At 54.1% G+C, this 20632-nt stretch carries 20 protein-coding genes and 1 pseudogene; 7 read left to right on the forward strand and 14 right to left on the reverse strand.

The annotated features are described in order from the left end of the window. Positions 1 to 116 precede the first annotated feature (116 nt). Entirely contained in the window at positions 117 to 1100 is a 984-nt protein-coding gene (locus tag DOP62_RS09390; protein ID WP_208675345.1) for a GntR family transcriptional regulator, read from the forward strand. A gap of 37 nt (positions 1101 to 1137) precedes the next feature. Here DOP62_RS09390 and DOP62_RS09395 read toward each other — a convergent pair whose 3' ends face one another. After that, the gene (locus DOP62_RS09395; RefSeq protein WP_208675344.1) at positions 1138 to 1752 is read right to left on the reverse strand and encodes a chorismate lyase; all 615 of its coding nucleotides are present in this window, start codon (positions 1750 to 1752) and stop codon (positions 1138 to 1140) included. Between the two features lie 162 nt (positions 1753 to 1914). Next, entirely contained in the window at positions 1915 to 2262 is a 348-nt protein-coding gene (locus DOP62_RS09400; RefSeq protein ID WP_208675342.1) for a hypothetical protein, read from the reverse strand. Between the two features lie 98 nt (positions 2263 to 2360). Here DOP62_RS09400 and tmk point away from each other — a divergent pair, with 98 nt between their 5' ends. Together tmk and DOP62_RS09410 are read left to right on the forward strand one after the other, a co-directional pair. Beyond that, positions 2361 to 3008: a dTMP kinase gene (gene tmk / locus DOP62_RS09405; protein WP_208675340.1), complete on the forward strand. Its 648-nt coding sequence runs from the start codon at positions 2361 to 2363 to the stop codon at positions 3006 to 3008. Continuing rightward, on the forward strand, positions 3008 to 3943 hold the full coding sequence (locus DOP62_RS09410; protein ID WP_208675338.1) for a DNA polymerase III subunit delta': 936 nt from the start codon (positions 3008 to 3010) through the stop codon (positions 3941 to 3943). The genes tmk and DOP62_RS09410 overlap by 1 nt, the downstream gene beginning before the upstream one ends. Here DOP62_RS09410 and DOP62_RS09415 read toward each other — a convergent pair. The 4 genes from DOP62_RS09415 to pyk all read right to left on the reverse strand — a co-directional run bounded on the left by DOP62_RS09415 (position 3922) and on the right by pyk (position 11396). Then, entirely contained in the window at positions 3922 to 4671 is a 750-nt protein-coding gene (locus DOP62_RS09415; protein ID WP_208675336.1) for a response regulator transcription factor, read from the reverse strand. The two genes, DOP62_RS09410 and DOP62_RS09415, sit on opposite strands and share 22 nt — an antisense overlap. Before the next feature lie 415 nt (positions 4672 to 5086). Next, complete coding sequence (locus tag DOP62_RS09420; RefSeq protein WP_208675334.1) at positions 5087 to 5608, reverse strand: DUF1269 domain-containing protein; 522 nt, start codon at positions 5606 to 5608, stop codon at positions 5087 to 5089. An 88-nt stretch (positions 5609 to 5696) separates the two neighbouring features. Then, entirely contained in the window at positions 5697 to 9488 is a 3792-nt protein-coding gene (gene cobN / locus DOP62_RS09425; RefSeq protein WP_208675332.1) for a cobaltochelatase subunit CobN, read from the reverse strand. 123 nt (positions 9489 to 9611) lie between these two features. Then, on the reverse strand, positions 9612 to 11396 hold the full coding sequence (pyk, locus tag DOP62_RS09430) for a pyruvate kinase (RefSeq protein ID WP_208675331.1): 1785 nt from the start codon (positions 11394 to 11396) through the stop codon (positions 9612 to 9614). 115 nt (positions 11397 to 11511) lie between these two features. On the opposite strand from pyk, the gene DOP62_RS09435 reads away from it, so the two are divergent. Then, positions 11512 to 11841: a nucleoside triphosphate pyrophosphohydrolase family protein gene (locus tag DOP62_RS09435; RefSeq protein WP_208675329.1), complete on the forward strand. Its 330-nt coding sequence runs from the start codon at positions 11512 to 11514 to the stop codon at positions 11839 to 11841. Here the strand turns inward: DOP62_RS09435 and DOP62_RS09440 are convergent. Further along, positions 11838 to 12392: a hypothetical protein gene (locus DOP62_RS09440; protein WP_208675327.1), complete on the reverse strand. Its 555-nt coding sequence runs from the start codon at positions 12390 to 12392 to the stop codon at positions 11838 to 11840. The two genes, DOP62_RS09435 and DOP62_RS09440, sit on opposite strands and share 4 nt — an antisense overlap. Positions 12393 to 12568: 176 nt before the next feature. Between DOP62_RS09440 and DOP62_RS09445 the strand changes: the two genes are divergently transcribed. Beyond that, complete coding sequence (locus DOP62_RS09445) at positions 12569 to 13906, forward strand: NAD(P)/FAD-dependent oxidoreductase (protein ID WP_208676840.1); 1338 nt, start codon at positions 12569 to 12571, stop codon at positions 13904 to 13906. Positions 13907 to 13983: 77 nt separating this feature from the next. Further along, positions 13984 to 14550, forward strand: coding sequence for a Uma2 family endonuclease (locus tag DOP62_RS09450; RefSeq protein WP_261789969.1), 567 nt, complete (start codon positions 13984 to 13986; stop codon positions 14548 to 14550). 121 nt (positions 14551 to 14671) lie between these two features. Here DOP62_RS09450 and DOP62_RS09455 read toward each other — a convergent pair whose 3' ends face one another. Genes DOP62_RS09455 through DOP62_RS09465 form a run of 3 tightly spaced genes read right to left on the reverse strand, consistent with a single transcriptional unit; the run spans position 14672 to position 16238 of the window. After that, positions 14672 to 15232 (reverse strand): tautomerase family protein, encoded by a 561-nt coding sequence (locus DOP62_RS09455; protein WP_208675325.1) that lies wholly within the window; start codon positions 15230 to 15232, stop codon positions 14672 to 14674. A gap of 13 nt (positions 15233 to 15245) precedes the next feature. Next, the gene (locus DOP62_RS09460; protein WP_208675323.1) at positions 15246 to 15995 is read right to left on the reverse strand and encodes a pirin family protein; all 750 of its coding nucleotides are present in this window, start codon (positions 15993 to 15995) and stop codon (positions 15246 to 15248) included. A 24-nt stretch (positions 15996 to 16019) separates the two neighbouring features. Beyond that, the gene (locus DOP62_RS09465; RefSeq protein ID WP_208675321.1) at positions 16020 to 16238 is read right to left on the reverse strand and encodes a rubredoxin; all 219 of its coding nucleotides are present in this window, start codon (positions 16236 to 16238) and stop codon (positions 16020 to 16022) included. Between the two features lie 256 nt (positions 16239 to 16494). On the opposite strand from DOP62_RS09465, the gene DOP62_RS09470 reads away from it, so the two are divergent. After that, positions 16495 to 17187, forward strand: a complete 693-nt coding sequence (locus DOP62_RS09470) for an alpha/beta fold hydrolase (RefSeq protein ID WP_208675319.1) — start codon at positions 16495 to 16497, stop codon at positions 17185 to 17187. Positions 17188 to 17296: 109 nt separating this feature from the next. On the opposite strand, the pseudogene DOP62_RS09475 reads toward DOP62_RS09470, so the two are convergent. From DOP62_RS09475 to DOP62_RS09490, 4 genes and pseudogenes are all read right to left on the reverse strand, one after another. Further along, positions 17297 to 17569 (reverse strand): annotated as a pseudogene (locus DOP62_RS09475) (ankyrin repeat domain-containing protein); the annotation flags it as partial. 12 nt (positions 17570 to 17581) lie between these two features. Beyond that, positions 17582 to 18283 (reverse strand): hypothetical protein, encoded by a 702-nt coding sequence (locus tag DOP62_RS09480; RefSeq protein WP_261789967.1) that lies wholly within the window; start codon positions 18281 to 18283, stop codon positions 17582 to 17584. Between the two features lie 49 nt (positions 18284 to 18332). Beyond that, positions 18333 to 20057 carry an NAD+ synthase gene (locus DOP62_RS09485; RefSeq protein ID WP_208675317.1) on the reverse strand — a complete coding sequence of 575 codons (1725 nt, stop codon included), beginning with the start codon at positions 20055 to 20057 and terminating at the stop codon, positions 18333 to 18335. Next, positions 20054 to 20632: a nicotinate-nucleotide adenylyltransferase gene (locus DOP62_RS09490; protein WP_208675315.1), complete on the reverse strand. Its 579-nt coding sequence runs from the start codon at positions 20630 to 20632 to the stop codon at positions 20054 to 20056. The genes DOP62_RS09485 and DOP62_RS09490 overlap by 4 nt, the downstream gene beginning before the upstream one ends.

Here is a 20632-nt window from a genome sequence, read left to right on the forward strand (position 1 = left end):
TGTGAATCCCGCAGAAGTCTTTCTGGCAGTGTGCCACGCTCACGCGGGTTCGAGGGGATTGGATTGCTACAGCGCGACCGCTATTCTGGAGCACAGACTGTGGCGGTTCAAGGCCAATGATTCGTTTTCACATTCAGGCCGATAGCGAGATTCCTGCATCGACACAGCTGTATAACCAAATTCATTTTGCGATCGCTTCCCGTCAGTATCCGCCTGGGCATAAACTACCCAGCACCCGTCAGCTGGCCATGCAGACGGGACTGCATCGCAACACCATCAGCAAGGTCTATCGCCTCCTCGAGGAGGATGGTGTCGTTGAAGCCCAAGCAGGCTCCGGTATCTACGTCCGAGGTGGCAATGAACCCCGAGAAACAGCGCGCAGTCATCGGCTGCGCAAGCAATACCCTGACGTTGACCAGCAGATTCGCGATCACATCGATGCCTTGCTGCAGCAGGGGTGTTCCTTGTCCGAGATTCGCGAGCTTTTTTTGGCTGAAGTGGACTGGCGGTTGCGCTGTAGTGCTAGCGTCCTCGTCACGACTCCTCTGCAGGATCTGGGGGCCGCAGAATTGATGTATCGAGAGCTGTCCCAAGCCCTAGGGGTGCCGGTAGAAGTGGTGCCCCTCGAAGAGCTAGGGGCTGTCCTCAAGCAGAAAGATAGTGGCACAGTGGTGACCAGCCACTACTTCTTCCAAGAAGCGGAAGCAATTACTGCATCGCTGGGGGCCCGCACGATCGCGCTGGATCTGTACGACTACCGCGAAGAGCTGGCGTTCCTTAGCCAGCAAAAAGAAGGCAGCTGCATTGGTATCGTCAGCATCAGCCCAGGCATTTTGCGGGCGGCAGAAATCATCATCCATAGCTTGCGCGGTGAAGCGCTGTTGATCATGTCTTGCCAGCCCAATGACCAAACTAAGTTGGAAGCCATGCTGCGCAGCGCCTCGGTGATCATCTGTGATCAGTCGAGCATCGACAGCGTCAAACAGCGGGTGAGCGCCCTGCGCGACGATCTCATTCGTCTACCCCGACTGTTCTGCAGCAAGAGTTATATCAGCGAAGCCTCGATCGCCTTGCTCAAACGGGAATTGGGACTGAGTTGAAGCGAGAGATTAATTCTTGGCTAGGGTGCCGCCACCGTCACTGAAGCTGAGGCAGTGGTGAACTCGGCCCGAGATAGGCAGCGATCGCGGGTGAAAACACTTCGTAGATCAGGGTAATTGGCTGACCTTGGTGCCAAAACAGGTAGTAGCGGCCCCAAAACGGACCGGAATGGCCAAAGGCCTCGCTCAGGGCAGTGCTATGACCATATTCGATACCCTGGATATCGCGATAGAGTTCTGTGCGCAGATCGGCGAGATTGGCCCAAATCGGCTGAGCGCGATCGCGGAGATAGGTATCGACCCGTTGTTGCGTCCACCAAGAGGTGGCATAGGCTAGCCGCTGTCCTGAAGCAGTTCGCAACCAGACCTGCCGCCGGAGTCGGGGCCCCGCGATCGCCCGAATGGGAGCCGGTGCTCCATCGTCCCGATCCGCGATCGGTTCCATCTCAATGACATCGACGGCTGTGGGTTCTCCCGTCAACAGCTGCAGATGACGGGTGGGTGAGCCATCGCCGAGGAGGAGGAGCTGCCAAGCCGGAGCAAGTTGTGTTTGGGGCAAGCCTTGCAATACGGCTCGCTGATCACCGCGCCAGAGAGTCTGTAAGGCGTGCCAACCTTGCAAGGTAGATACACGGCGATCGATGGAAGCCATCAGCTCGTTACATAAGTTAACGATGCCTTCATTCTAGCGATCCCCACTGCAGCGATCGTGAGGCATGGGGCCTTTGTGGAAAGATTAGGTCGACCTCACCCGTTCTAGTCCCATTGGCACTCGCTTTGCGATCGTGCTTGACGTGAGCTTGAGTAGACGAATCTAGGCGGCGACGAAGTCCACCAATTTCCACTCATCGGTTTGCTGCAGGCGATCGCTCAGACGGCGAAACACTTGCTGGCAATGGTTATTAGATTTCAACGGTAGTTCTTCGTTCTTGCAGATGAACTGCAGGGAAATGCGATCGCCCTGTGCCATCGACGTATTGACGAGAACCTCCGTGACAACGAGCTGAGAAAAAGGCACTTTGCCAGCAGGCTCGCGAGCGACGAGATAGTCTGCTGAGTCATGAAGAATGCTTAAATTGCAGGCTTCCAGGGTCTCGTGCAGCACTGGGTACAGCAAACCGAGGGGAATCTCAACGGTTGTTGAGCAGGTGTAGCGAGCCATGGGCGCCTAGGCAAGCAAGAATTAGGTCTATTGAAGCGCAGAATTTGCAGATTCAATTGTTCATTAAGTCACTAAAGTGACTGGCTCGAGGGAAAAGGTTGAAACCGGGTTACTTCATTGTCTTAGAAGGGATTGACGGCTGTGGCAAAAGCACCCAGCTGCAACGGTTGGTTGAGTGGTTGCCCAGTACTTCGCTCCTCCAACCTGGTCAAGCCATCGTTGCAACACGGGAGCCGGGAGATACGGCGCTGGGGCAAGCCCTGCGATCGCTGTTGCTCACCAAGGATTGGGCTGATCAGCCGCTGCAACCAATGGCAGAATTGCTGCTCTACGCTGCTGATCGTGCCCAGCACGTTGAGACAGTGTTGAAGCCACATCTTTCTGCTGGAGCGATCGTCATCTGTGATCGCTACGTCGACTCCACCTTGGCCTATCAGGGCTATGGGCGCGGTTTAGATCAGACGGCGATCGCCCAACTGAATGCCTTAGCCACAGCAGGGTTGCGCAGTGATTTGACCCTTTGGTTGGATTTGCCTGTAGCGATCGCGGCAGAACGCCGCCAAGCTCGAGGTCAGGCTGATCGCATGGAAGCCGCAGGACTCGCCTTTCAAGAGCGGCTGCGCCAAGGCTTCCAAACTATTGCTCAGGCGGAACCCGATCGCGTGGTGCGCATTGATGCGGACGGGGACCCTGATCAGGTGGCAGCTCGCATTCAAGCTGTGGTGCAACAGCGCTGGCCTCGCTGATGAATCCCTTTGAACCGCTGATTGGCCAAGACCTCGCAGTTCAGCTACTGATGGCTGCTTGCGATCGCGATCGGCTCGCCCCCGCTTATTTGTTTGCAGGGCCGGACGGTACTGGTCGTGGCTTAGCTGCCCGTTGCTGGGCACCGTTACTGCTAGCCGATCAGTCTGGACGAGTGGAGCGGGGTAACCATCCCGATTTGCTCTGGGTGGAACCAACCTACTCCCAACAAGGCAACCTGATTCCTGCGAGTCAAGCGCAAGCACAGGGGATTCAGCGGCGGACACCACCGCAAGTCCGGTTAGAGCAAATTCGCCAGGTCAGTCAATTTCTGGCGCGACCTCCCCTCAAAGCACCGCGATCGCTAGTGGTGATTGAGCAGACAGAAACCATGGCCGAAGCTGCCGCCAATGGCCTACTCAAAACCCTGGAAGAACCGGGACAGGCCACCATTATCCTGATCGCGCCCAGCCCTGAGGTTTTGCTACCCACGCTGGTTTCTCGCTGTCAGCGGATTCCTTTTTACCGCCTCTCTGACCAAGCGATGGCTGAAGTTTTGCAGCGCCATGGTTTCAGCGAAATCCTTGATGCTCCTGCCGTTTTAGCCCTGGCTCAAGGCAGCCCGGGGGCTGCGATCGCCCACTGGCAACAGCTGCAAGCTTTACCCACGGACCTGCGCGATCGCCTTCAACGGCGCCCCCCATCCTTACAAGCCAGCTTGGAACTGGCCCAAGCAATCGACGCAAGTCTTGATGTAGAAGCTCAACTGTGGCTATGTCGCTATTTACAGCAGCAAGGCTGGCTGCAGCAGCAGCTACAGTCCAGTCAACTCCTGCAACTGGAACAAGCCCAAAAGCAGTTGCGGGCTTTTGTTCAACCGCGCCTCGTCTGGGAAGTCCTCCTCAGCAATTGGGTTCAAGACGCTGAGGGAAACTGATCAGCATGCTGGGGGATATCCGCATCAGCAGGCAGTTCAAGACAGTAGCCCGCCCCATAGACAGTTTTGATGTAACGCGGATGCCGCGGATCGGGTTCGAGCTTGGTGCGCAGATGGCGGATGTGGACACGAATTGTTTCGATGTCGTCGTCGGGATCGTAGCCCCAGACCTCTTTCAGAATTTCACTGGGCGCGACGGTCTGGCCGTGCCGCTGCAAGAGGCAGTGCAACAGCTCAAATTCTAGGTGAGTCAGCTTGACGGTGCGGTTGAACCAAATAGCCTCAAAACGCTCAGGGATTAGAGTCAGTGGGCCATAACTGAGAATTTCACTATGTCGAGCCGCATGGGGGATGCGATCGGTGCGGCGCAGCAAAGCTCGCACCCGAGCCAGCATTTCCTCAACTTCAAAGGGCTTGGTCAAGTAGTCATCAGCGCCAGCGTTGAAGCCTTCAACTTTGTCCTGCGTCTGTCCCAGAGCGGTCAGCATCAGCACCGGAATTTCAGCAGTACGTTCATCGCGCCGTAGCCGCTGGCAGACGGTGAACCCATCAACACGCGGCAGCATCAAGTCCAACATGATCAAATCAGGCACCAATTGCACTGCCAGGGCTTGACCTTTGATGCCGTCCTCAGCTTTGCGCACGTCATAGCCAGACATCTCTAGATTGACGGCAACTAGCTCCAAAATCGCTGAGTCATCATCGATCACGAGGATGCGAGGTTTCATAGCGTGACGTTCCGGAAGGACAAACCAGCGGATTAGAGCTTAGGGAACCAGGCTGTAAGCAGGATGCTGGCAAATGCTTACAACGGGTGTGTTTATGTTTTCTTAAAAATAATAATGGCTCTGTTGAGGTGAGGTGCAGTGCCCAGAAAATCTTCAAGTTGTCTTCATATTTGCTGCGATCGCTCAGCTTCACTGCTCCTGTGATTGAGCTGCTGATTTGCGCATCAAGGTTTCATTGCTGTTGAGATTCCACTGCACTCTAGTGGTGATTTGTGGCTTGTTGGTTCGCTCAGAGGTGGGTGTATTGAGTATGAGATAGACCAAGGATTAAAAGAATTGAGGAGAAGGGGACAGCGATCGCCCCCAGTTCTAAGAGCTTTCTATTCAGACGATTTCAGCAATCTGAAGACTGCAGTTAGTTGAGGCGTAATGCCTGAGCTTCAGCTTTTGCTTTTTCAAGCGCTGCTTTGAGGTTTTCTTCATCGGCAAAACTCAAGTTAGTTTGCAAAATGCGAGCATCCTTGGCATAGGAACGCAATTCTTTGAGAATGCGATCGGGGGTTGCTTCTCGGATCAGCAAGCACAAGGCTGCTGAGCCAACTTGTAGGGTTTCACCAACTTCACGCAAAAAATCATCGTTAATGCCGATGTCGCTCAAGGAACCGCTGAGGGCACCCGCAGCAGCCCCGATTGCTGCGCCAGCTAAGGGATTGAGGAAGAGAAGACCAACAAGAGTCCCCCAAAAACCACCACTGACGGCCCCTGTTGCAGTCAGATTAATGGCTTGATTGAGTTTGACGTGCCCTTCGGAATCCTTGCTGACAACCACAGCATCTTCAAGGGCAATTAAATGTTCCGTTTGGAGCTGGGCTAATTTGATGCGAACTTCTTCTGCTTCTTGAGCATTGGGGAAACCCACAACAACGAGGGAGCTCATAGGGATTCAAAAGCGCTAGGAATAAACCCACGGTAACCAGCGATCGCGGAGTTGTCCGAGACTTGCAATTGCTCGTAATAAAGCCTTGCTAGCGTGAGTTGTTGTCTGGAATACTTCCGAGTCGACCTTCGATATCCGCCTCTACTTCAAGCGAGAGCGATCGCAGTTGAGCAATTAGCCGAGCATCCGCATGCTGCCACAATCCTCGTTGTTCCGCTTCGAGGAGGCGTTCTGCCATGTCTCGTAGTGCCCAAGGATTATGGGTTTGAATAAAGTGTTGAACCTTGGAGTCGATTAAATAGGCCTCGGCTACTCCCTGATACATATAGTCAGGAACAAGTGCAGTGGTCGCATCATAGGCAAAGAGAAAATCGAGGGTTGCCGCCATTTCAAAAGCTCCTTTATAGCCATGGCGCATTGCCCCTTCAATCCATTTAGGATTGACGACACGGGAGCGATAGACCCGCGCAATTTCCTGTTGCAGCGATCGCACCTTGGGATTATCGACACAGGAATGATCACCAAAGTAGAGCTGCGGCTGTTGCCCTTGAATCAGTGCTGTTGCAGCTGCGAGTCCGCCTTGGAATTGATAGTAGTCATCGGAGTCGAGAATATCGTGCTCGCGATTGTCTTGATTTTGGAGCACAATTTGCAGCTGTTGGAGTCGTTGCGTAAAGGCTTCTGGCTCGCACTGACCAATGCCCTGGCCACTGTAGGCATAGCTGCTCCAATTCAGATAAGCCCGCCCTAAATCATCAGCAGAGTCCCAGTTTTGCGATTCAATGAGCCCTTGAAGGCCAGCTCCATAGGCACCGGGTTTCGATCCAAAAATGCGATAGCGCGATCGCCGTTGAGCTTGATCAAGTGGTAATCCTTGCTGTTGCCAACTAGCAGTTTCTTGGCGCACCTTGGCAGCAATCGGATTCCAATTTTCCGGCTCCTCTAAATCGGCAACCGCTGCGATCGCTTGGTCAAACAGATCAATCAAGTTGGGAAATGCATCCCGAAAGAAGCCGGAAATTCGCAAGGTGACATCGACTCTGGGGCGTTGCAGAAGGGACAGCGGCAGGATTTCAAAATCAATCACCCGCCGTGAACTGCCCTCCCAAACGGGTTGCACGCCAATCAGCGCCATCGCTTCGGCCAAATCATCACCGCCGGTGCGCATCGTGGCAGTTCCCCAAAGCGATAGGGCCAGCGTTTGCGGATATTCACCTTGCTCTTGGGTGTAGGCCTCGATCAAGCGATCGGCTGCTTTGCGACCGACATCCCAAGCACTTTCAGTTGGCAGCGATCGAATATCGACGGCATAGAAATTGCGACCCGTCGGTAGCACCTCTGGTCGGCCACGAGTCGGCGCGCCTGAAGGGCCAGCAGGGATGTAATGCCCTGCTAAACCGCGCAGCAACGCCATCATTTCCTGATCGGTTTGCCGCAGGTTGGGCAGCAGCGTTTGGTGAATCCAAGTCAGTTCGGATTGCAGCTCAGCTGAGTCTGTGATGGTTGCGATCGCCTGCCCTTGCAGGAGTTGATCAATCGCATCCGCCGCGATCGCTTCTAGTTGTTCAACTGCTTCGCCTACCGTTCTGCAGCGGCTGGACTGCAATTCCAGACTGGGCGTGAGGAGACTGGCTAAATCCGCTGTCAACGGATCAAATTCCAATCCGTAAGCTTGGGCGATCGCACGGGTTAGACCTTGGCGACCGGCCGTCGGATGGCGAGCGATCGAGATGATCAGATCTCGCAGCTGTCGACCTTGGGGGCAACTGCCGAAAATATGCAAACCATCCCGAATTTGTGACTCTTTCAGTTCACAGAGATAGCGATCGGCGTTGGTGATCAGAGCAGCGAGTTGATCGGGATCGAGTTGCTGGGGATCATGACCTGGCGTTAGACCTTGAATCTCCGCACTGAGATGATCTTGCTGAATCAGTTGACTGATGCGATCGCGGATTGCAGGCAGTCGTGTGGGATCAAGTGTTTGAGCATCGTAATATTCATCGATTAAACTCTCCAGTTTTTGCAGCCCGCCGTAGAGTTCAGCCCGCGTCATCGGCGGCGTTAAATGATCGAGAATCACCGCCTGCGATCGCCGCTTGGCCTGAGAGCCTTCACCGGGATCATTGACGATAAAAGGATACAAATGGGGCAGCGGGCCGAGAGCAACTTCGGGATAGCACTGTTCTGAAAGTGCCAAACTTTTACCCGGCAACCACTCTAAGTTTCCATGCTTGCCGACATGGACAATCGCATCAGCACCAAAATCCGATCGCAGCCATTCATAAAAAGCTAAATAGTCATGCGTCGGTTCCAGATCCGGTGCGTGATAGTTCAAGGCGGGATCGGCATCATAGCCTCGCGCAGGCTGAATTCCAATGAAGACATTCCCGAGCTGAATTCCTGCGATCGCCAAGTCTTCTTTAGGTGAGCCCCAACGCGCTTGAATCGCTGACTGAACGGTTGTCGGTAGTGTTTGAAACCAAGCGCAATAGTGCCCATGACTCAAGCGCTGATAAACCGGATTGAGCTCTTGGGTTTCAGGATCATTTGTGATGCCAGCAGTTAGTTGCTGAATTAATTGATCAACATTCTCGGGGAGATTGCTGAGGGAATACCCTTCTTGCTGCAGGGCTTGGAGAATTTCCAGACAACTTGCCGGTGTATCTAGACCCACCCCATTGGCGATACGACCATTGCGAGTTGGGTAGTTCGCCAGAATTAGAGCGACCTTGCGATCGCAGGTTGGTTTCAGTCGCAGCTTCACCCAGTTCGCCGCTAAATCTGCCACAAACTGAATGCGATCGGGCAGGGGTTGATAGCCTAAAACATCCGTTTCTAAATCTAGATTCCAACCTTGAGTAGCTTTGAAAGAAATCGCTCGGGTAATGATCCGACCATCGACTTCTGGCAAGGCTACATTCATCGCCACATCCCGAGGCGATAATCCCCGCCAATCCTGTTGCCAACCCTCGAGGCTACCGCCGCTGAGAATGACTTGCAGAACAGGGACGTCGAGCAACTGCCAAAGCTGTGAGGGTTCTGCTTCTGCGATCGCTTCTCGCTGGAGCGCCAGCGGTTGCAGAACCGAAAAACTGGTGGTGTTGATCAGGACTTGAATCGCGGATTCCGGCTGATGTTTGAAGTAGTCAACAATTTCAGCTTGGATATCCGCGTCGCGCAGCGAGGTGACAAAGAGTGGCACTGGATAGAGCCCGCGATCGCACAAGGCTTGGCACAGCGCATCAATCGCCGCCAGATTCCCTGCTAGATAGTGAGCGCGATAGAAAAGAATGCCGACCTGCGGTGCGGTTGCATAGTCCAGTGATGTCAGAAAGGGATAACGACCTACCGCTGGAATCCGTTGCGGCAGTTCGTAGCTAAACCGTGGGGAGAGCCCCTGATGGGCTGCCCAGCGCAGGGCATTCGCCAGATTGGCAACACCGCCTTCAAGAAAGTATTGCCAGCCTTGCTGCACCTCAGCCAAGGGCAAGGTCGACTGGCTCATCAGGTCTAAATCTGGCTGATTGTCGCCCGGCAAGACAATCAGCGTGGCTCCACTGCGCTGCACCGTTTCGCGCACGACTTCCAAACCGTAGGACCAGTAGGACCGTCCTCCCAGCAACCGCAGCAGGATGACCTGCGCCTGCGCCAGCACCGACTCGGCATAGGTGTCGATCGACAGTTGCTGCTGTAATTGCAGCAAATTGACCACACGAACGGCAGGAAAGTCTGCTGGCAAAAAAGCCCGAGCTTGCGCGATCGCGCTGATATCCGTATCGGCCGCCGTCAGAAAAACAATCGGAGCTGGCGACTGTTCGACGAAGATCACGCCCTCCGTGGCTGGGGTCCAGCCGCCGGGGATGGCCGCGAGTCGGTGCATGCGGGTTCTCGGGTGGGTCTTCTGCGTTATACAGCAGTTGCACGAAGCTCTGATGCGGATTGGCGCGGAAACCAACCAGCATTCAGATGAGGATGAGGGGCGATCGCCCCGCTAGACTCCGGCCTAGACGGAAATCGGCTGTTCGGCAGCAACTGCTCCAACCGCACCGGAGTAGAGCAGTCCTCGCTTCACATCCAGCGTCAGGATTGAACCATCCCGTACGACACTGGTGGCGTTCTTGACGCCAACGATCACGGGAATGCCCAAGCGCAAGCCAATCACGGCGGCATGGCTAGTCAAGCCTTCCTCTTCCGTGACGATACCGCTGGCCTTGCGAATCGCTTCGATGTAGTCCGCTGTCGTTTGGGTGGCGATCAGAATTTCGCCCTGGGCCAGATTGGCAGCTTCAGCCGCATTGTGAACGACTCGGGCTTTGCCACTGACACTGCCCTGACCAACCCCGATGCCCCGAGCGATCACTGCCGTAACAATTTCGACCTTGACCAAGTCAGTAGAGCCGGAAACGCCCGGCAGGGTACCCGCCGTCATCACCACCAAATCGCCTTCCTTGAGCAACGCACGCTCTTGAGCGACGTTGAGGGCAGCGCGGAAAGTCTGGCTCGTCGAAGGCAAATCAACGACCAGCAGCGGCTGGACGCCCCACACCAGTTGCAGCTGACGCGCCACATCGATATTGGGCGTAACCGCCAAAATCGGCGTGGTCGGGCGGAACTTGGAAACGTTGCGCGCTGTTGCCCCACTTTGGGTCAGGGTCATAATTGCAGCCGCATCCAATTGCTCGGCAATGTGACCAACCGCTTGGCTGATCGCATTTGGAATGGAGCTGGTCGGCGTCGGGTTGAGGGTGATGTATTGCTGCTCGGCTTCCATGCGGCGGGCGATCGTGGCCATGGTTGCCACAGCTTCGATCGGGAACTTACCAACCGCCGTCTCGTTGGAAAGCATCACCGCATCGGTGCCATCCAAGATGGCGTTGGCCACGTCCGAAATTTCAGCCCGAGTCGGCCGTGGATTGCTGACCATGCTGTCTAGCATTTGGGTCGCAGTAATCACCGGAATGCCGAGGCGATTGGCCGTGCGGATCAGCCGTTTTTGCAGAATCGGCACATCTTCCGCCGGCAGCTCGACACCAAGGTCACCCCGCGCCACCATCACGCCATCACAGAGCGAGAGCACGGCTTCCATCTGCTCGATCGCTTCGTGCTTTTCAATCTTGGCGATCACGGGCACGGATTTCCCAGCTCGAGAGATCAGTTCCTTGATCTCCAGCACATCCTGCGGATTACGCACAAAGCTGAGAGCAACCCAGTCCACACCTTGATCCAAGCCAAAGATCAGGTCTTCGCGGTCTTTATCGGTCAGGGCTTTGACGGACAGATAGACGCCAGGGAAGTTGACCCCTTTGTTGTTGGAGAGGATGCCACCCACCACGACTTCGCAGTGCAGCTCTCGGGTTTGGCGATCGACACGCACCACCTTCATTTCGACGCGGCCGTCATCGAGCAGGATTGTGGCGCCTTCCGGCACTTCATCAGCCAGTGGTTCATAGGTGACCGAGCTGATCGTTTGCGAGCCCGGTACACTACGGCTGGTCAGGATAAAGGAATCGCCTTTCTGGACCGTGATTGGGCCATCGGCAAAACGTCCGAGGCGGATTTTGGGCCCCTGTAAGTCTTGGAGGATGCCAACGGGCCGATTGAGTTCAAAGGAAATTTGACGGATCAGACGAATGCTGCGCTGATGATCGTCGTGGGTCCCATGGGAGAAATTGAGCCGCAGCGTCGATGCACCGGCTTCGATCAACGCCCGCAGCACCTCGGGCTTGGACGTTGCAGGGCCAATCGTGGCGACAATTTTGGTGCGGCGCTGAAAGTCGTTGGGTTGCATCGACAGCAGAGGTGAATGGGGCGGATAGCCGTGGAAAAGAGAGACCAGGACTCACGGAAGATAGTACCAACAGGGACCCGCCTTATCGCTGTTTTGACGCGGAGGAAACTCAACGGTGGATTTTCAGGAGTACCAGCAACAGTCTCGCCAAACGGCCTGCTATCCCCAGGCAGGACAGAACTTTCTCTATCCCACCCTGGGCTTGTGCGGTGAAGCCGGTGAGGTTGCAGAGAAGATCAAAAAGGTGATTCGCGATCGCGACGGCCAAATCGACGCTGAGACCCAAGCGGCGATCGCCAAGGAATTAGGCGACGTGCTTTGGTATGTGGCACAACTGGCAACTGAACTCGGACTCGAGATGGACGCGATCGCGGCGGCCAATCTCGACAAACTGCGATCGCGCCAACAACGGGGCGTCCTGCAAGGCTCTGGTGATAACCGCTAGGCCTGCGCCGCTTGCACAACTGCGATCGCCTGCTGGGTCAGATGGTGGAAGTCGCTGTTGTCATCCCAAGGGGCATGCACGTATTCGCCGTTGAGGTAGAGGCGGGCAAATTCTGCTTCATTGCCCTCAGCGGCTTGGGGTTCGATCGCGATGGGTTGCCGTAGTTGAGTTGGTTGTAAGCGAGCGATCGCCGCAACGAGGGACTTGCTGAACACCGACTGCGCACCGGACTCTAGGACGTAGTGGCGATCGGCTTTGATGTGCAAATGCAGCTTGGGAACAGCTTTACCGCGCCGCTGCAGCTCCCGAATTTCGAGACCGACGATATAGCCGGTGAGCGCCGGTGCCTCGATCGCGATTGGATGTCCCTCTGGATCAAGCCGATACCAGTTACAGCCTTGGCTGCGGTTGACGTAGATGTACTGGCGTCCGGGGCTGGGGCCAAAGCCCAAGGATTCATCCGTCGGTCGCAGGGCTTGGGCGATCGCGCCCAGTTGCTGAGCAATGTCTTTTAAGAGCGGTTCTAAAGCAGTTTGTGTGTCGATAGTCATAATCACAAAATCATTCAGTGTAAAAGCGGCCTTAGAGTGCCACGCTATGATGAGTAATGTGACTTAGGCTACGGCAGTGCCTTACAATTCTTGACCTACTGCGTCAAAGAGTGCTGCAAGCCACCATTTCAGCCGCTGCGATCGCTCACACTACAGAAATTTCACTCCTAGCGCCCATGATCTCGACTGTCAGCAAACCGCGTGTCGTCGTCATCGGCGGCGGCTTCGGAGGATTGTATACAGCTCTCAACTTGGGCAAGGCGCCGGTTGAGCTCACGCTGATTGATAAACGGAATTTCCACCTCTTCCAACCGCTGCTCTACCAAGTGGCCACGGGTGAAATTTCCCCTGGTGATATTGCTGCTCCCTTGCGAGCGATCGTGGGTCGCAACCCCAACACCCGCGTCATTCTCGGTGAAGTGACCGACATCGATCCGCAGGCGCATTGGGTGCGTGTCGGTGATGAAATCGTTGAATACGATTACCTCGTCGTTGCCACGGGTGCCAGCCACCACTACTTCGGCAATGACCAATGGCAGCCTTTCGCACCAGGTCTAAAAACGGTTGAAGATGCGCTGGAAATGCGTCGCCGGATTTACTTTGCGCTTGAGCAAGCTGAGCAAGAAAGTGACCCTGAACGGCAAAAGGCTTGGCTGACCTTCACGATCGTTGGGGCTGGCCCTACGGGTGTGGAACTGGCAGGTGCGATCGCGGAATTGACCCGCGGTGAAATGCGCAAAGAATTCCGCAATGTCGATACCACCCAAGCCAAAGTCATTTTGATTGAAGGCATGGATCGGGTGCTGCCGCCCTTCCCGCCGGAGCTTTCAGCGCAAGCGCAAGCGCAACTGGAAGGCTTGGGCGTGATCGTGCAAACCAAGGCCATGGTCACGGACATTCAAGAAGATCGCGTGGTCTTTAAGACCGGCGATGAGTTGCATAAAATTCCTAGCCGCACGACCCTCTGGGCAGCCGGTGTCAAAGCCTCGCCCCTCGGCAAGCTCTTGGCGCAGCGAACCGGTGCAGAACTCGATCGCATTGGCCGCGTGATTGTGCAGCCCGATTTGCAGCTGCCGACTGACCCCAGCGTTTACGTGTTGGGTGACTTGGCGCATTGCCCGGATCAAAATGGCAACCCACTGCCTGGTGTGGCTGCCGTAGCAATGCAGCAGGGCGCGTATCTGGGTAAAGCCTTGAAGCGCCGCGTTCAGAGCCAAGCGGTGGAGTCGTTCCGTTATCAGGACTTCGGCAGCATGGCGGTGATTGGCCGCAATGCCGCGGTGGCACGACTGGGTGGCATCCGCTTGAGTGGACTGCCCGCTTGGTTAGTCTGGGCCTTTGTCCACGTCTGGTACTTGATTGAATTCGACAGCAAACTGCTGGTGATGGTGCAGTGGGCTTGGACTTACTTCAACCAAAAACGCGGCACTCGCTTGATCGTCAATCACCACCGAATGTCGGCACCGGCAGCAACAGCCGCGACGACGCCTGAAAAAGAATTGGCGAAGTCCTAGCTGCCATTGGGTTGTCTCAGTCCTTGCTGCGATCGCACGGGGGCTGAGACAGAATAGAGGCCAGAGTCTGAGTAGCCATGATGGTTACGATTCCTCGGGACTTTCACCTCAGTCCGCATCAGTTTGAGCAGCTCTGTCGGGCCAACCCCGATCGCCGCTTTGAGTTGGATGCCGACGGACAATTAATTGAGATGCGTCCTACCCATTGGCAGAGTGGCGATCGCAATGCTGAGCTGACCTATCAGCTTCGTGCTTGGTATCGACAAACCCGCCAAGGTCGCGTTTTTGACTCCTCAACCGGTTTCCGCTTGCCGAATGGGGCGATTCGCTCACCGGATGCGGCTTGGGTGACACCGGAACAGTTGGCGCGGGCAGAAGCGCGTGGATTGGATGAGTTCTTTCCAGATTGTCCAGCCTTTGTGATTGAACTGGCTTCTGCAAGCGATCGCCCGGATGATTTGCGCAGCAAACTCGCGGAATATCTGTCCAACGGATGTCAGCTGGGCTGGCTAATTCTGCCAACATTCCGACAGGTAGAAGTGTGGCGATCGCCCCAAGATCCCGAGTGTCTTGAGAATCCAGAAATCGTTTCCGCTGATCCGCTTCTTTCTGGCTTCAGTCTCGATTTGCGCGAAATTTGGTGAACAACAAAGGTGATCTACAGCTAGTCAGAGTGCTGATCATCTTTCATCTACGTTCAGCAGATTGATTGCATCAGATTTCAGACGCTATCTCCAGACCTCTGTCTTGTCACTGCTCTCGGAATTACTCCTGCTCGGATGGCAGCAACCCTCCGATGTCGGCTGGGAATTGCGCCGCACTGTAGAGCCGTGCTTTAGCAGCAAAGTATGAGTGCACCCAGGCGAAGCGATCGCCGGTGGGATCAAGACCGACTGTCTCAGCGATCGCGGCAATACTGATCGGATGGCCGCCTGCGCCCCAGTTGCCCTCCGGGATCTCGTTGATCATCACCAGAATGCTGTTGCCAGCAGGAGCCGATTGTCCTGGTGCCAGCACCTCCATCAATGCGGCAGTAGCGCCAGCATGCACCTCGTTTTTGTGCGCTTGGTTCATGTAACCCTCAGGAATGGTCACGGTGACCAAGAATGCACCCGGTGAGTGAATGTAGCGATCGTCGTTGCACCCGCCAACCCACCAATCGGCATCATCCACCGCGCTGAATAACACGGTGGCGAAAGCCTTGCCGCCTTCGGTGTGGGCGCCACCCTCCATCTGGAGGAGTAGCTCTGTCAGGCGTGTAGCGATCGCGGCTTTCTGCTCAGGGTTCAGACTACTTCTGCGGTGCTGAACTTGAATGATCGGCATGGTTGCTCCTTCTTCACATCACGGTTTCGACAATCAGTAAGTCGTTGCGGCCACTGCTGGTTTTGAGTTGCACTGCATCGATGTCCCAAAGGCCGAGACTGTCCCGCCGGTCTAGCGCTACCCCATCAACTTGAGCACTGCCTTCAATCACGAAGGCGTAAATCCCGTGCTGGCGTGAGGTAAGTCGATACGTTAGCTCTGTTGGTTCGTCACTGACTAAACGCGAGATGCGCACATCCTGCGGAATGGGCAGCGCGCCGTTGGCCTCACCCACCAGAGTGGCGAGTTGATTGCGGTTTGCTTGCGAATCGAAGTGCCCACGGTGGTAGGACGGTGGCAAGTAGAGCTGCTCTGGCAGAAACCAGATGTAGATCACCTGCATGTCTTCTGAATGTAGGTTCAGCTCACAATGCTTGCCGCCTGCGCCCGCAGAGAAAACGTAGTAGTCACCGGCATGAAGCTGGTCGATGTTGCCAACAGTATTGATATGCGTCAGTTCGCCACTCAGGATGAAGGCACAAATCACGAAGTTGTGGTGCGGATGCATGTTGTAGCCACAGCCAGCGCCCGAGAAAACTTCGTCACCGAAGACGCGGATTTTGCCGAAGCCGGCACGACCTGACTGGTATTCGTGGAAGTTGAAGCTAGATTGGCGCGTCAGTGTCGCGTTGGGGTGGCCGGCAATATATGAGGCGTTGGGTCCTGTAGAAATGTAGTGCCCCTGACCCCGTTCCGCAGCCCGCAACAGGAATGAATTTTGCATCGTTTTAGTTCTCGCAGGTGCGGCTTAGGTGGGCTGCGATCGCGCTGGCTCGTCGTCGGCGTAGGGAATCTCAACCAGCTCGAAATTACTTTTTGGGGTGCCGCAGTCTGGACAGACCCAGTCATCGGGAATATCAGCCCAACGTGTGCCGGGCGGGATGCCGGACTCGGGCAGACCTAGCTGCTCGTCGTAGAGGAATCCGCAACCGAGGCATAGGTAGCGTTTGAAGGAATCGTCGTTCATGGCGTGCCCTAAGCAACGCTTTATCCAGTTATAGGCGCGTCTTCCATACACCTGCAAATGCTTTAAAAAGTGCTCCATATTCAGGAGCAGCTCCTGCGAGTCCTCTGCATCGACTCTGAGGAATTGATCGATTAGCTCTTTCTACAATGCCTACAAGCGAAAGATAAAAACAGTGATATAAATCTCCAGAGACTGATGAAGATACTAGATATTCTTAGACGAAATTAAATTGCAGTTGTTAATTGGGAAGTTGGCCGTGAAAACCCCAGTCTTATTCATTCCAGGCTTTGCAGGCACCTCAGCAATGTGGGATTACACAATCACTCATCTCAATGACCTCATTGATGCTCAGAGTCTAGTAATGAATGCAGATTCTTTGCATGAAATGGTTGAGTCAGTGGTTAAGTCTTGTCCAGAGCAATTTTCTATTGTTGGCCATTCTATGGGGTCTTGGGTGGGAGCGGCTGTTGCTGCGATGTATCCTGAGCGAATTTCAAAGTTGGTTTTGATGGATGGATGGGCTCGGAGCAATCCAGACAAAGCTGCAGACATGGAGAAAACGCTCAAAGCCTATCAGTCTGGTCTATATCAAGAAACGCTAGCGCAACATCGACCTCAGGTGTTTTATACGAATAATCCTGATTTTGCTAAAAACGTCGAATTTCTGAAAAGCTTGCATGATCAAATGCCTGAGGATGTTCTCCTAAAACAATGGACAGCCATGGTAAACGATAATGATATTCGAGAGCTTTTGTCGAAGATTCAATGCCCTACATTAGTCGTTCATGGTCGTCATGATCCTTGGTTTGATTTAGAGGAAAGTTTATTCTTAGCTCAATCAATTCATCAGTCTCAGTACACGATTGTTGAAGATGCAGCACATGGAACTCCCATTGAGCAACCTCAAGCGACTACTGCACTCTTGAGACTCTTTTTTGGCAACAATTAATTCTCTAATCTGTGGTGCTACTGCCAGCTGTTTCATAGGCATCACTTTGCTGAGCAATTCTTGCCTAAGATTAGGCTTGACTTGCACAAAATTGGGTAGTCAGCCTTAGTCAATCTACGAGCATTTTGCGCGGTAGTTCCCTAAAAGCTTGCTTGATAGCGCCTTTGAGCTTTGCAGCTTGCTCCCGAGGAGTTTCACCATATTCGGATTTGATATCTGGATTGGCTCCGGCCTCCAGCAAGGCTTTCACGATCGCTTCTAACTCTTGTCGGACAGCAATATGAAGCGGTGTTTCGCCCATATCTCCGATCGCATTCACATTGGCACCCGCTTCAATCAGCACTAGAACTCCAGCGAGATCAGCTCGTCGCACCATCACATGAAGTGGCGTATCTCAATCGCAGTCTGTGCTGTGAATCTCAACCTTCTTGCGCCCTATTTTGGCGGGGAATAAGGCATTGAAGCAAGATTTCAAAATCGCTTTAAGGGATCTCATGGATTTACCAAATACTGCACTTATGGAACACTCAGTCAGTTTTTCAATCAACTGCATACCATTTGCTTTTGCGATACTTGCATTGGAATCAATTATTGCTTTGGAATCCAATCCAAAAAGTCTAAATATTTCGAAGTTAGCTCCTACTAAATCGTCGTTTATGTCAGGGTTTAAATTGCGATTTAATCGTATCTCTAGCAATTTCTTTAAATACCGATCGCAAGCTTCTGTATACCCAGCAATAGAGCGCAAGTTCTGTTTTAGATCACAGGCTAACTTAAATTCATCGCTAGTCAAGACGGGCAATGAACTTTTAATGGCTGTCACTAGTCTTAAATATTCTTCCTGACATTGAATTGGAGCCATTAAAATTGCTAGTCCTGGTCCCAAGCTAGTACTGCTCTCTGGTAAATCATCTCTGGTTGAATTCACAAAAAGATCAATTATGCGCAAACTCTCTTCAACCTCAGCTTTTAAGTCTGCACGTAAAAATTTCCTTCTCTTTTCCTCCTCTAGATATCCTCGAATTATTATGAAAAACTGAGTAACAATTGCTACGGCTAAGCCTGGTAATAATTTGTCCAGAATGGAATCTGTCATGAAACCTCGCTCAGTTTTAGGCTCAATTTAATTGAAATTGAAGATTGATTTAGCCCCATCGGCAAGCGATCGGCATGCGCCAACCTGTTCCAAAAGCGCGATCGGTGACTTTTAGCCCGGGAGCGGCTTGCTTGCGTTTGAATTCTGCTCGCCGCAAGAGCGTTAGCACTTGGTTCAGAACTTCAGGCGAATGACCTGACGCCAAAATTTCCTCACGGGACTGATGTTTTTCAATCAGTCGCACCAGAATGTCATCCAAGACCGCATAGTCCGGCAACGAATCTTGATCGACTTGGTCAGGCCGGAGTTCTGCACTCGGGGCTTTGGTCAGAATTGAGGTCGGGATCAGTGGCAGGCTTGCCTGTGGGAACTGCTGCGATCGCACCTTGGCTGCATCCTCAGAATTCAACCAGTGACACAACTGATAGACCCAGGTTTTGGGTAAATCTGCGATCGCCGCTAGCCCGCCATTCATATCGCCGTAGAGCGTGCAGTAGCCAACCGCTAGCTCTGACTTATTCCCTGTTGTAACCAAAAGTGATCCCAATTTATTGGCCGCAGCCATCAATAACGTGCCGCGAATCCGCGATTGGATATTCTCTTCTGTGACATCCGGCGATCGCCCTGCAAATAAGTCAGCCAGCGAACTCTCAAAAACTGTCATCAGCGGTGCGATCGCGATCGTTTCATGGCGAATTTGCAGATTCTCTGCAAGAGCGATCGCATCCGTAATCGAATGATCGGAGCTGTAGGGAGAAGGCATCAGAATCGTGAGCACGTTCTCCGCCCCGATCGCTGCCGCAGCTAATGCCGCAACTAACGCCGAATCAATACCGCCGCTCAGACCCAAGACAATACTTTTGAAGCCGCATTTACGCGTGTAATCCCGTAGCCCTAGAACCAGCACATCCCAAAGTTCAGCCAAATCCTGTTGGGATTCAGTGAGTGATGGAGAGGCGATCGCTGCTGCAACTTCTTGAGCTTGGAGCTTTTGACTCTCAATCCACAGCAGCTCTGTTTGGCAGTGGGCTCCTTTCTGCAGCACCTTACCCGCCGCATCCAGGACAAAGCTGTTGCCATCAAAAATCAGGTCATCATTGCCACCGACTTGATTGGCGTAGAGCAACGGAATTTGATAGCGGCGACAGGTATGCCGGAGTAGCGCTTCGCGCAGCTTGGGTTTGCCAAAGCAGTAGGGCGAGGCCGAAAGATTGACCAGCAAATCAATTTGATCAGCCACTAAGGCCGCGATCGGATCGGCTCCGTAGCGGCGTTCTCCCCAGAACTCCGGCTCATTCCAAAGGTCTTCGCAAATGCTGACTCCCACTCTCAGGGTTTCTCCCTCCGCTTGGAGGTCAAACCAACCGCCTTGCCCCGACTGGAAATAGCGATCTTCATCGAAGACGTCATAGGTTGGCAGCAACTGTTTGTAGAAGCGATCGCGGATTGCACCGTTCTCAATCAGCACCGCGCCATTGAACAGCGGTTTGCCGCCATCAATACCCGCTTGCGGATTCGGAAGCGGAGCACCCACCAGCAGCGCAATGTCTTTCGGGGCTTCGCGACAGAGTTGTTCCAAGTGCTCTGAGATCGCCGTCAAAAAGTCCGGCAGCAGCAACAAATCACGGGGTGGATAGCCACAGAGAGAGAGTTCCGGTGTCAGCAGCAATCGTGCTCCCGCCTGCTGAGCTTGCCGAGCCGCCGCCAAAATCGCTTGGGTATTGCCGGTCAGATCCCCAATCGTGGGGTTGAGTTGCGCGATCGCCAGTTTCATAGGGCAGCGGAGGCCGAGGAATAGAGCTGATGTTGATGAATGTAGGCGGTAACGGCAGCCGGTAGCAGTCGCCAGTCGCCGCTTTCTCGAAAGGTCGAAGAGGCGATCGCCGGTCCTTGGAAGGACGCGATCGCCACGGTTGTGCCTTGTTGCCTCAGGCGATCGGCGGCAGTCTGCCAATCATTCGAGTCAGGACGCGGCACCACAAACAGCGACACACTCGGCAACCACTGCGCCGCTTGATACCAGCGAGGAATCTGCGCCAGCAAATCACTACCAATCACCAGCGAGAGTTCTGCCTGCGGCCAGCGATCGCGGGCAACGGTCAGGGTTTGAATCGTGCGCGGAAAGCTGAGGTCAGCGTAAACCTGTGCATTTTGGAGCGGTGGCTGACAGTCGTTGACCAAGGCAGCCAGCATCTGACTGCGATCGCGCAGAGACGCAGCATGTTGCTTAAACGGGTTGTCCGATGCCCAAATCGCGACGTGATCGAAGCAGTCGGCACAGCCCTGAATAATTGCTTGATGCGCCAAGGTGGGCGGGTCGGCGCTGGTTCCAAACAGGGCTAAACGCAT

The organism is Synechococcus elongatus PCC 11801, assembly GCF_003846445.2.
GTDB classification, from domain to species: Bacteria; Cyanobacteriota; Cyanobacteriia; order Synechococcales; family Synechococcaceae; genus Synechococcus; species Synechococcus elongatus_A.

Excerpts from the sequence above, each read along its gene's own strand:
- DOP62_RS09390 (WP_208675345.1), top strand. The coding sequence starts at position 117 with ATGATTCGTTTTCACATTCAGGCCGATAGCGAGATTCCTGCATCGACA.
- DOP62_RS09395 (WP_208675344.1), bottom strand. The coding sequence starts at position 1,752 with ATGGCTTCCATCGATCGCCGTGTATCTACCTTGCAAGGTTGGCACGCC.
- DOP62_RS09400 (WP_208675342.1), bottom strand. The coding sequence starts at position 2,262 with ATGGCTCGCTACACCTGCTCAACAACCGTTGAGATTCCCCTCGGTTTG.
- DOP62_RS09410 (WP_208675338.1), top strand. The coding sequence starts at position 3,008 with ATGAATCCCTTTGAACCGCTGATTGGCCAAGACCTCGCAGTTCAGCTA.
- DOP62_RS09415 (WP_208675336.1), bottom strand. The coding sequence starts at position 4,671 with ATGAAACCTCGCATCCTCGTGATCGATGATGACTCAGCGATTTTGGAG.
- DOP62_RS09420 (WP_208675334.1), bottom strand. The coding sequence starts at position 5,608 with ATGAGCTCCCTCGTTGTTGTGGGTTTCCCCAATGCTCAAGAAGCAGAA.
- cobN (WP_208675332.1), bottom strand. The coding sequence starts at position 9,488 with ATGCACCGACTCGCGGCCATCCCCGGCGGCTGGACCCCAGCCACGGAG.
- pyk (WP_208675331.1), bottom strand. The coding sequence starts at position 11,396 with ATGCAACCCAACGACTTTCAGCGCCGCACCAAAATTGTCGCCACGATT.
- DOP62_RS09440 (WP_208675327.1), bottom strand. The coding sequence starts at position 12,392 with ATGACTATCGACACACAAACTGCTTTAGAACCGCTCTTAAAAGACATT.
- DOP62_RS09445 (WP_208676840.1), top strand. The coding sequence starts at position 12,569 with ATGATCTCGACTGTCAGCAAACCGCGTGTCGTCGTCATCGGCGGCGGC.
- DOP62_RS09450 (WP_261789969.1), top strand. The coding sequence starts at position 13,984 with ATGATGGTTACGATTCCTCGGGACTTTCACCTCAGTCCGCATCAGTTT.
- DOP62_RS09455 (WP_208675325.1), bottom strand. The coding sequence starts at position 15,232 with ATGCCGATCATTCAAGTTCAGCACCGCAGAAGTAGTCTGAACCCTGAG.
- DOP62_RS09460 (WP_208675323.1), bottom strand. The coding sequence starts at position 15,995 with ATGCAAAATTCATTCCTGTTGCGGGCTGCGGAACGGGGTCAGGGGCAC.
- DOP62_RS09465 (WP_208675321.1), bottom strand. The coding sequence starts at position 16,238 with ATGAACGACGATTCCTTCAAACGCTACCTATGCCTCGGTTGCGGATTC.
- DOP62_RS09480 (WP_261789967.1), bottom strand. The coding sequence starts at position 18,283 with ATGACAGATTCCATTCTGGACAAATTATTACCAGGCTTAGCCGTAGCA.
- DOP62_RS09485 (WP_208675317.1), bottom strand. The coding sequence starts at position 20,057 with ATGAAACTGGCGATCGCGCAACTCAACCCCACGATTGGGGATCTGACC.
- DOP62_RS09490 (WP_208675315.1), bottom strand. The coding sequence starts at position 20,632 with ATGCGTTTAGCCCTGTTTGGAACCAGCGCCGACCCGCCCACCTTGGCG.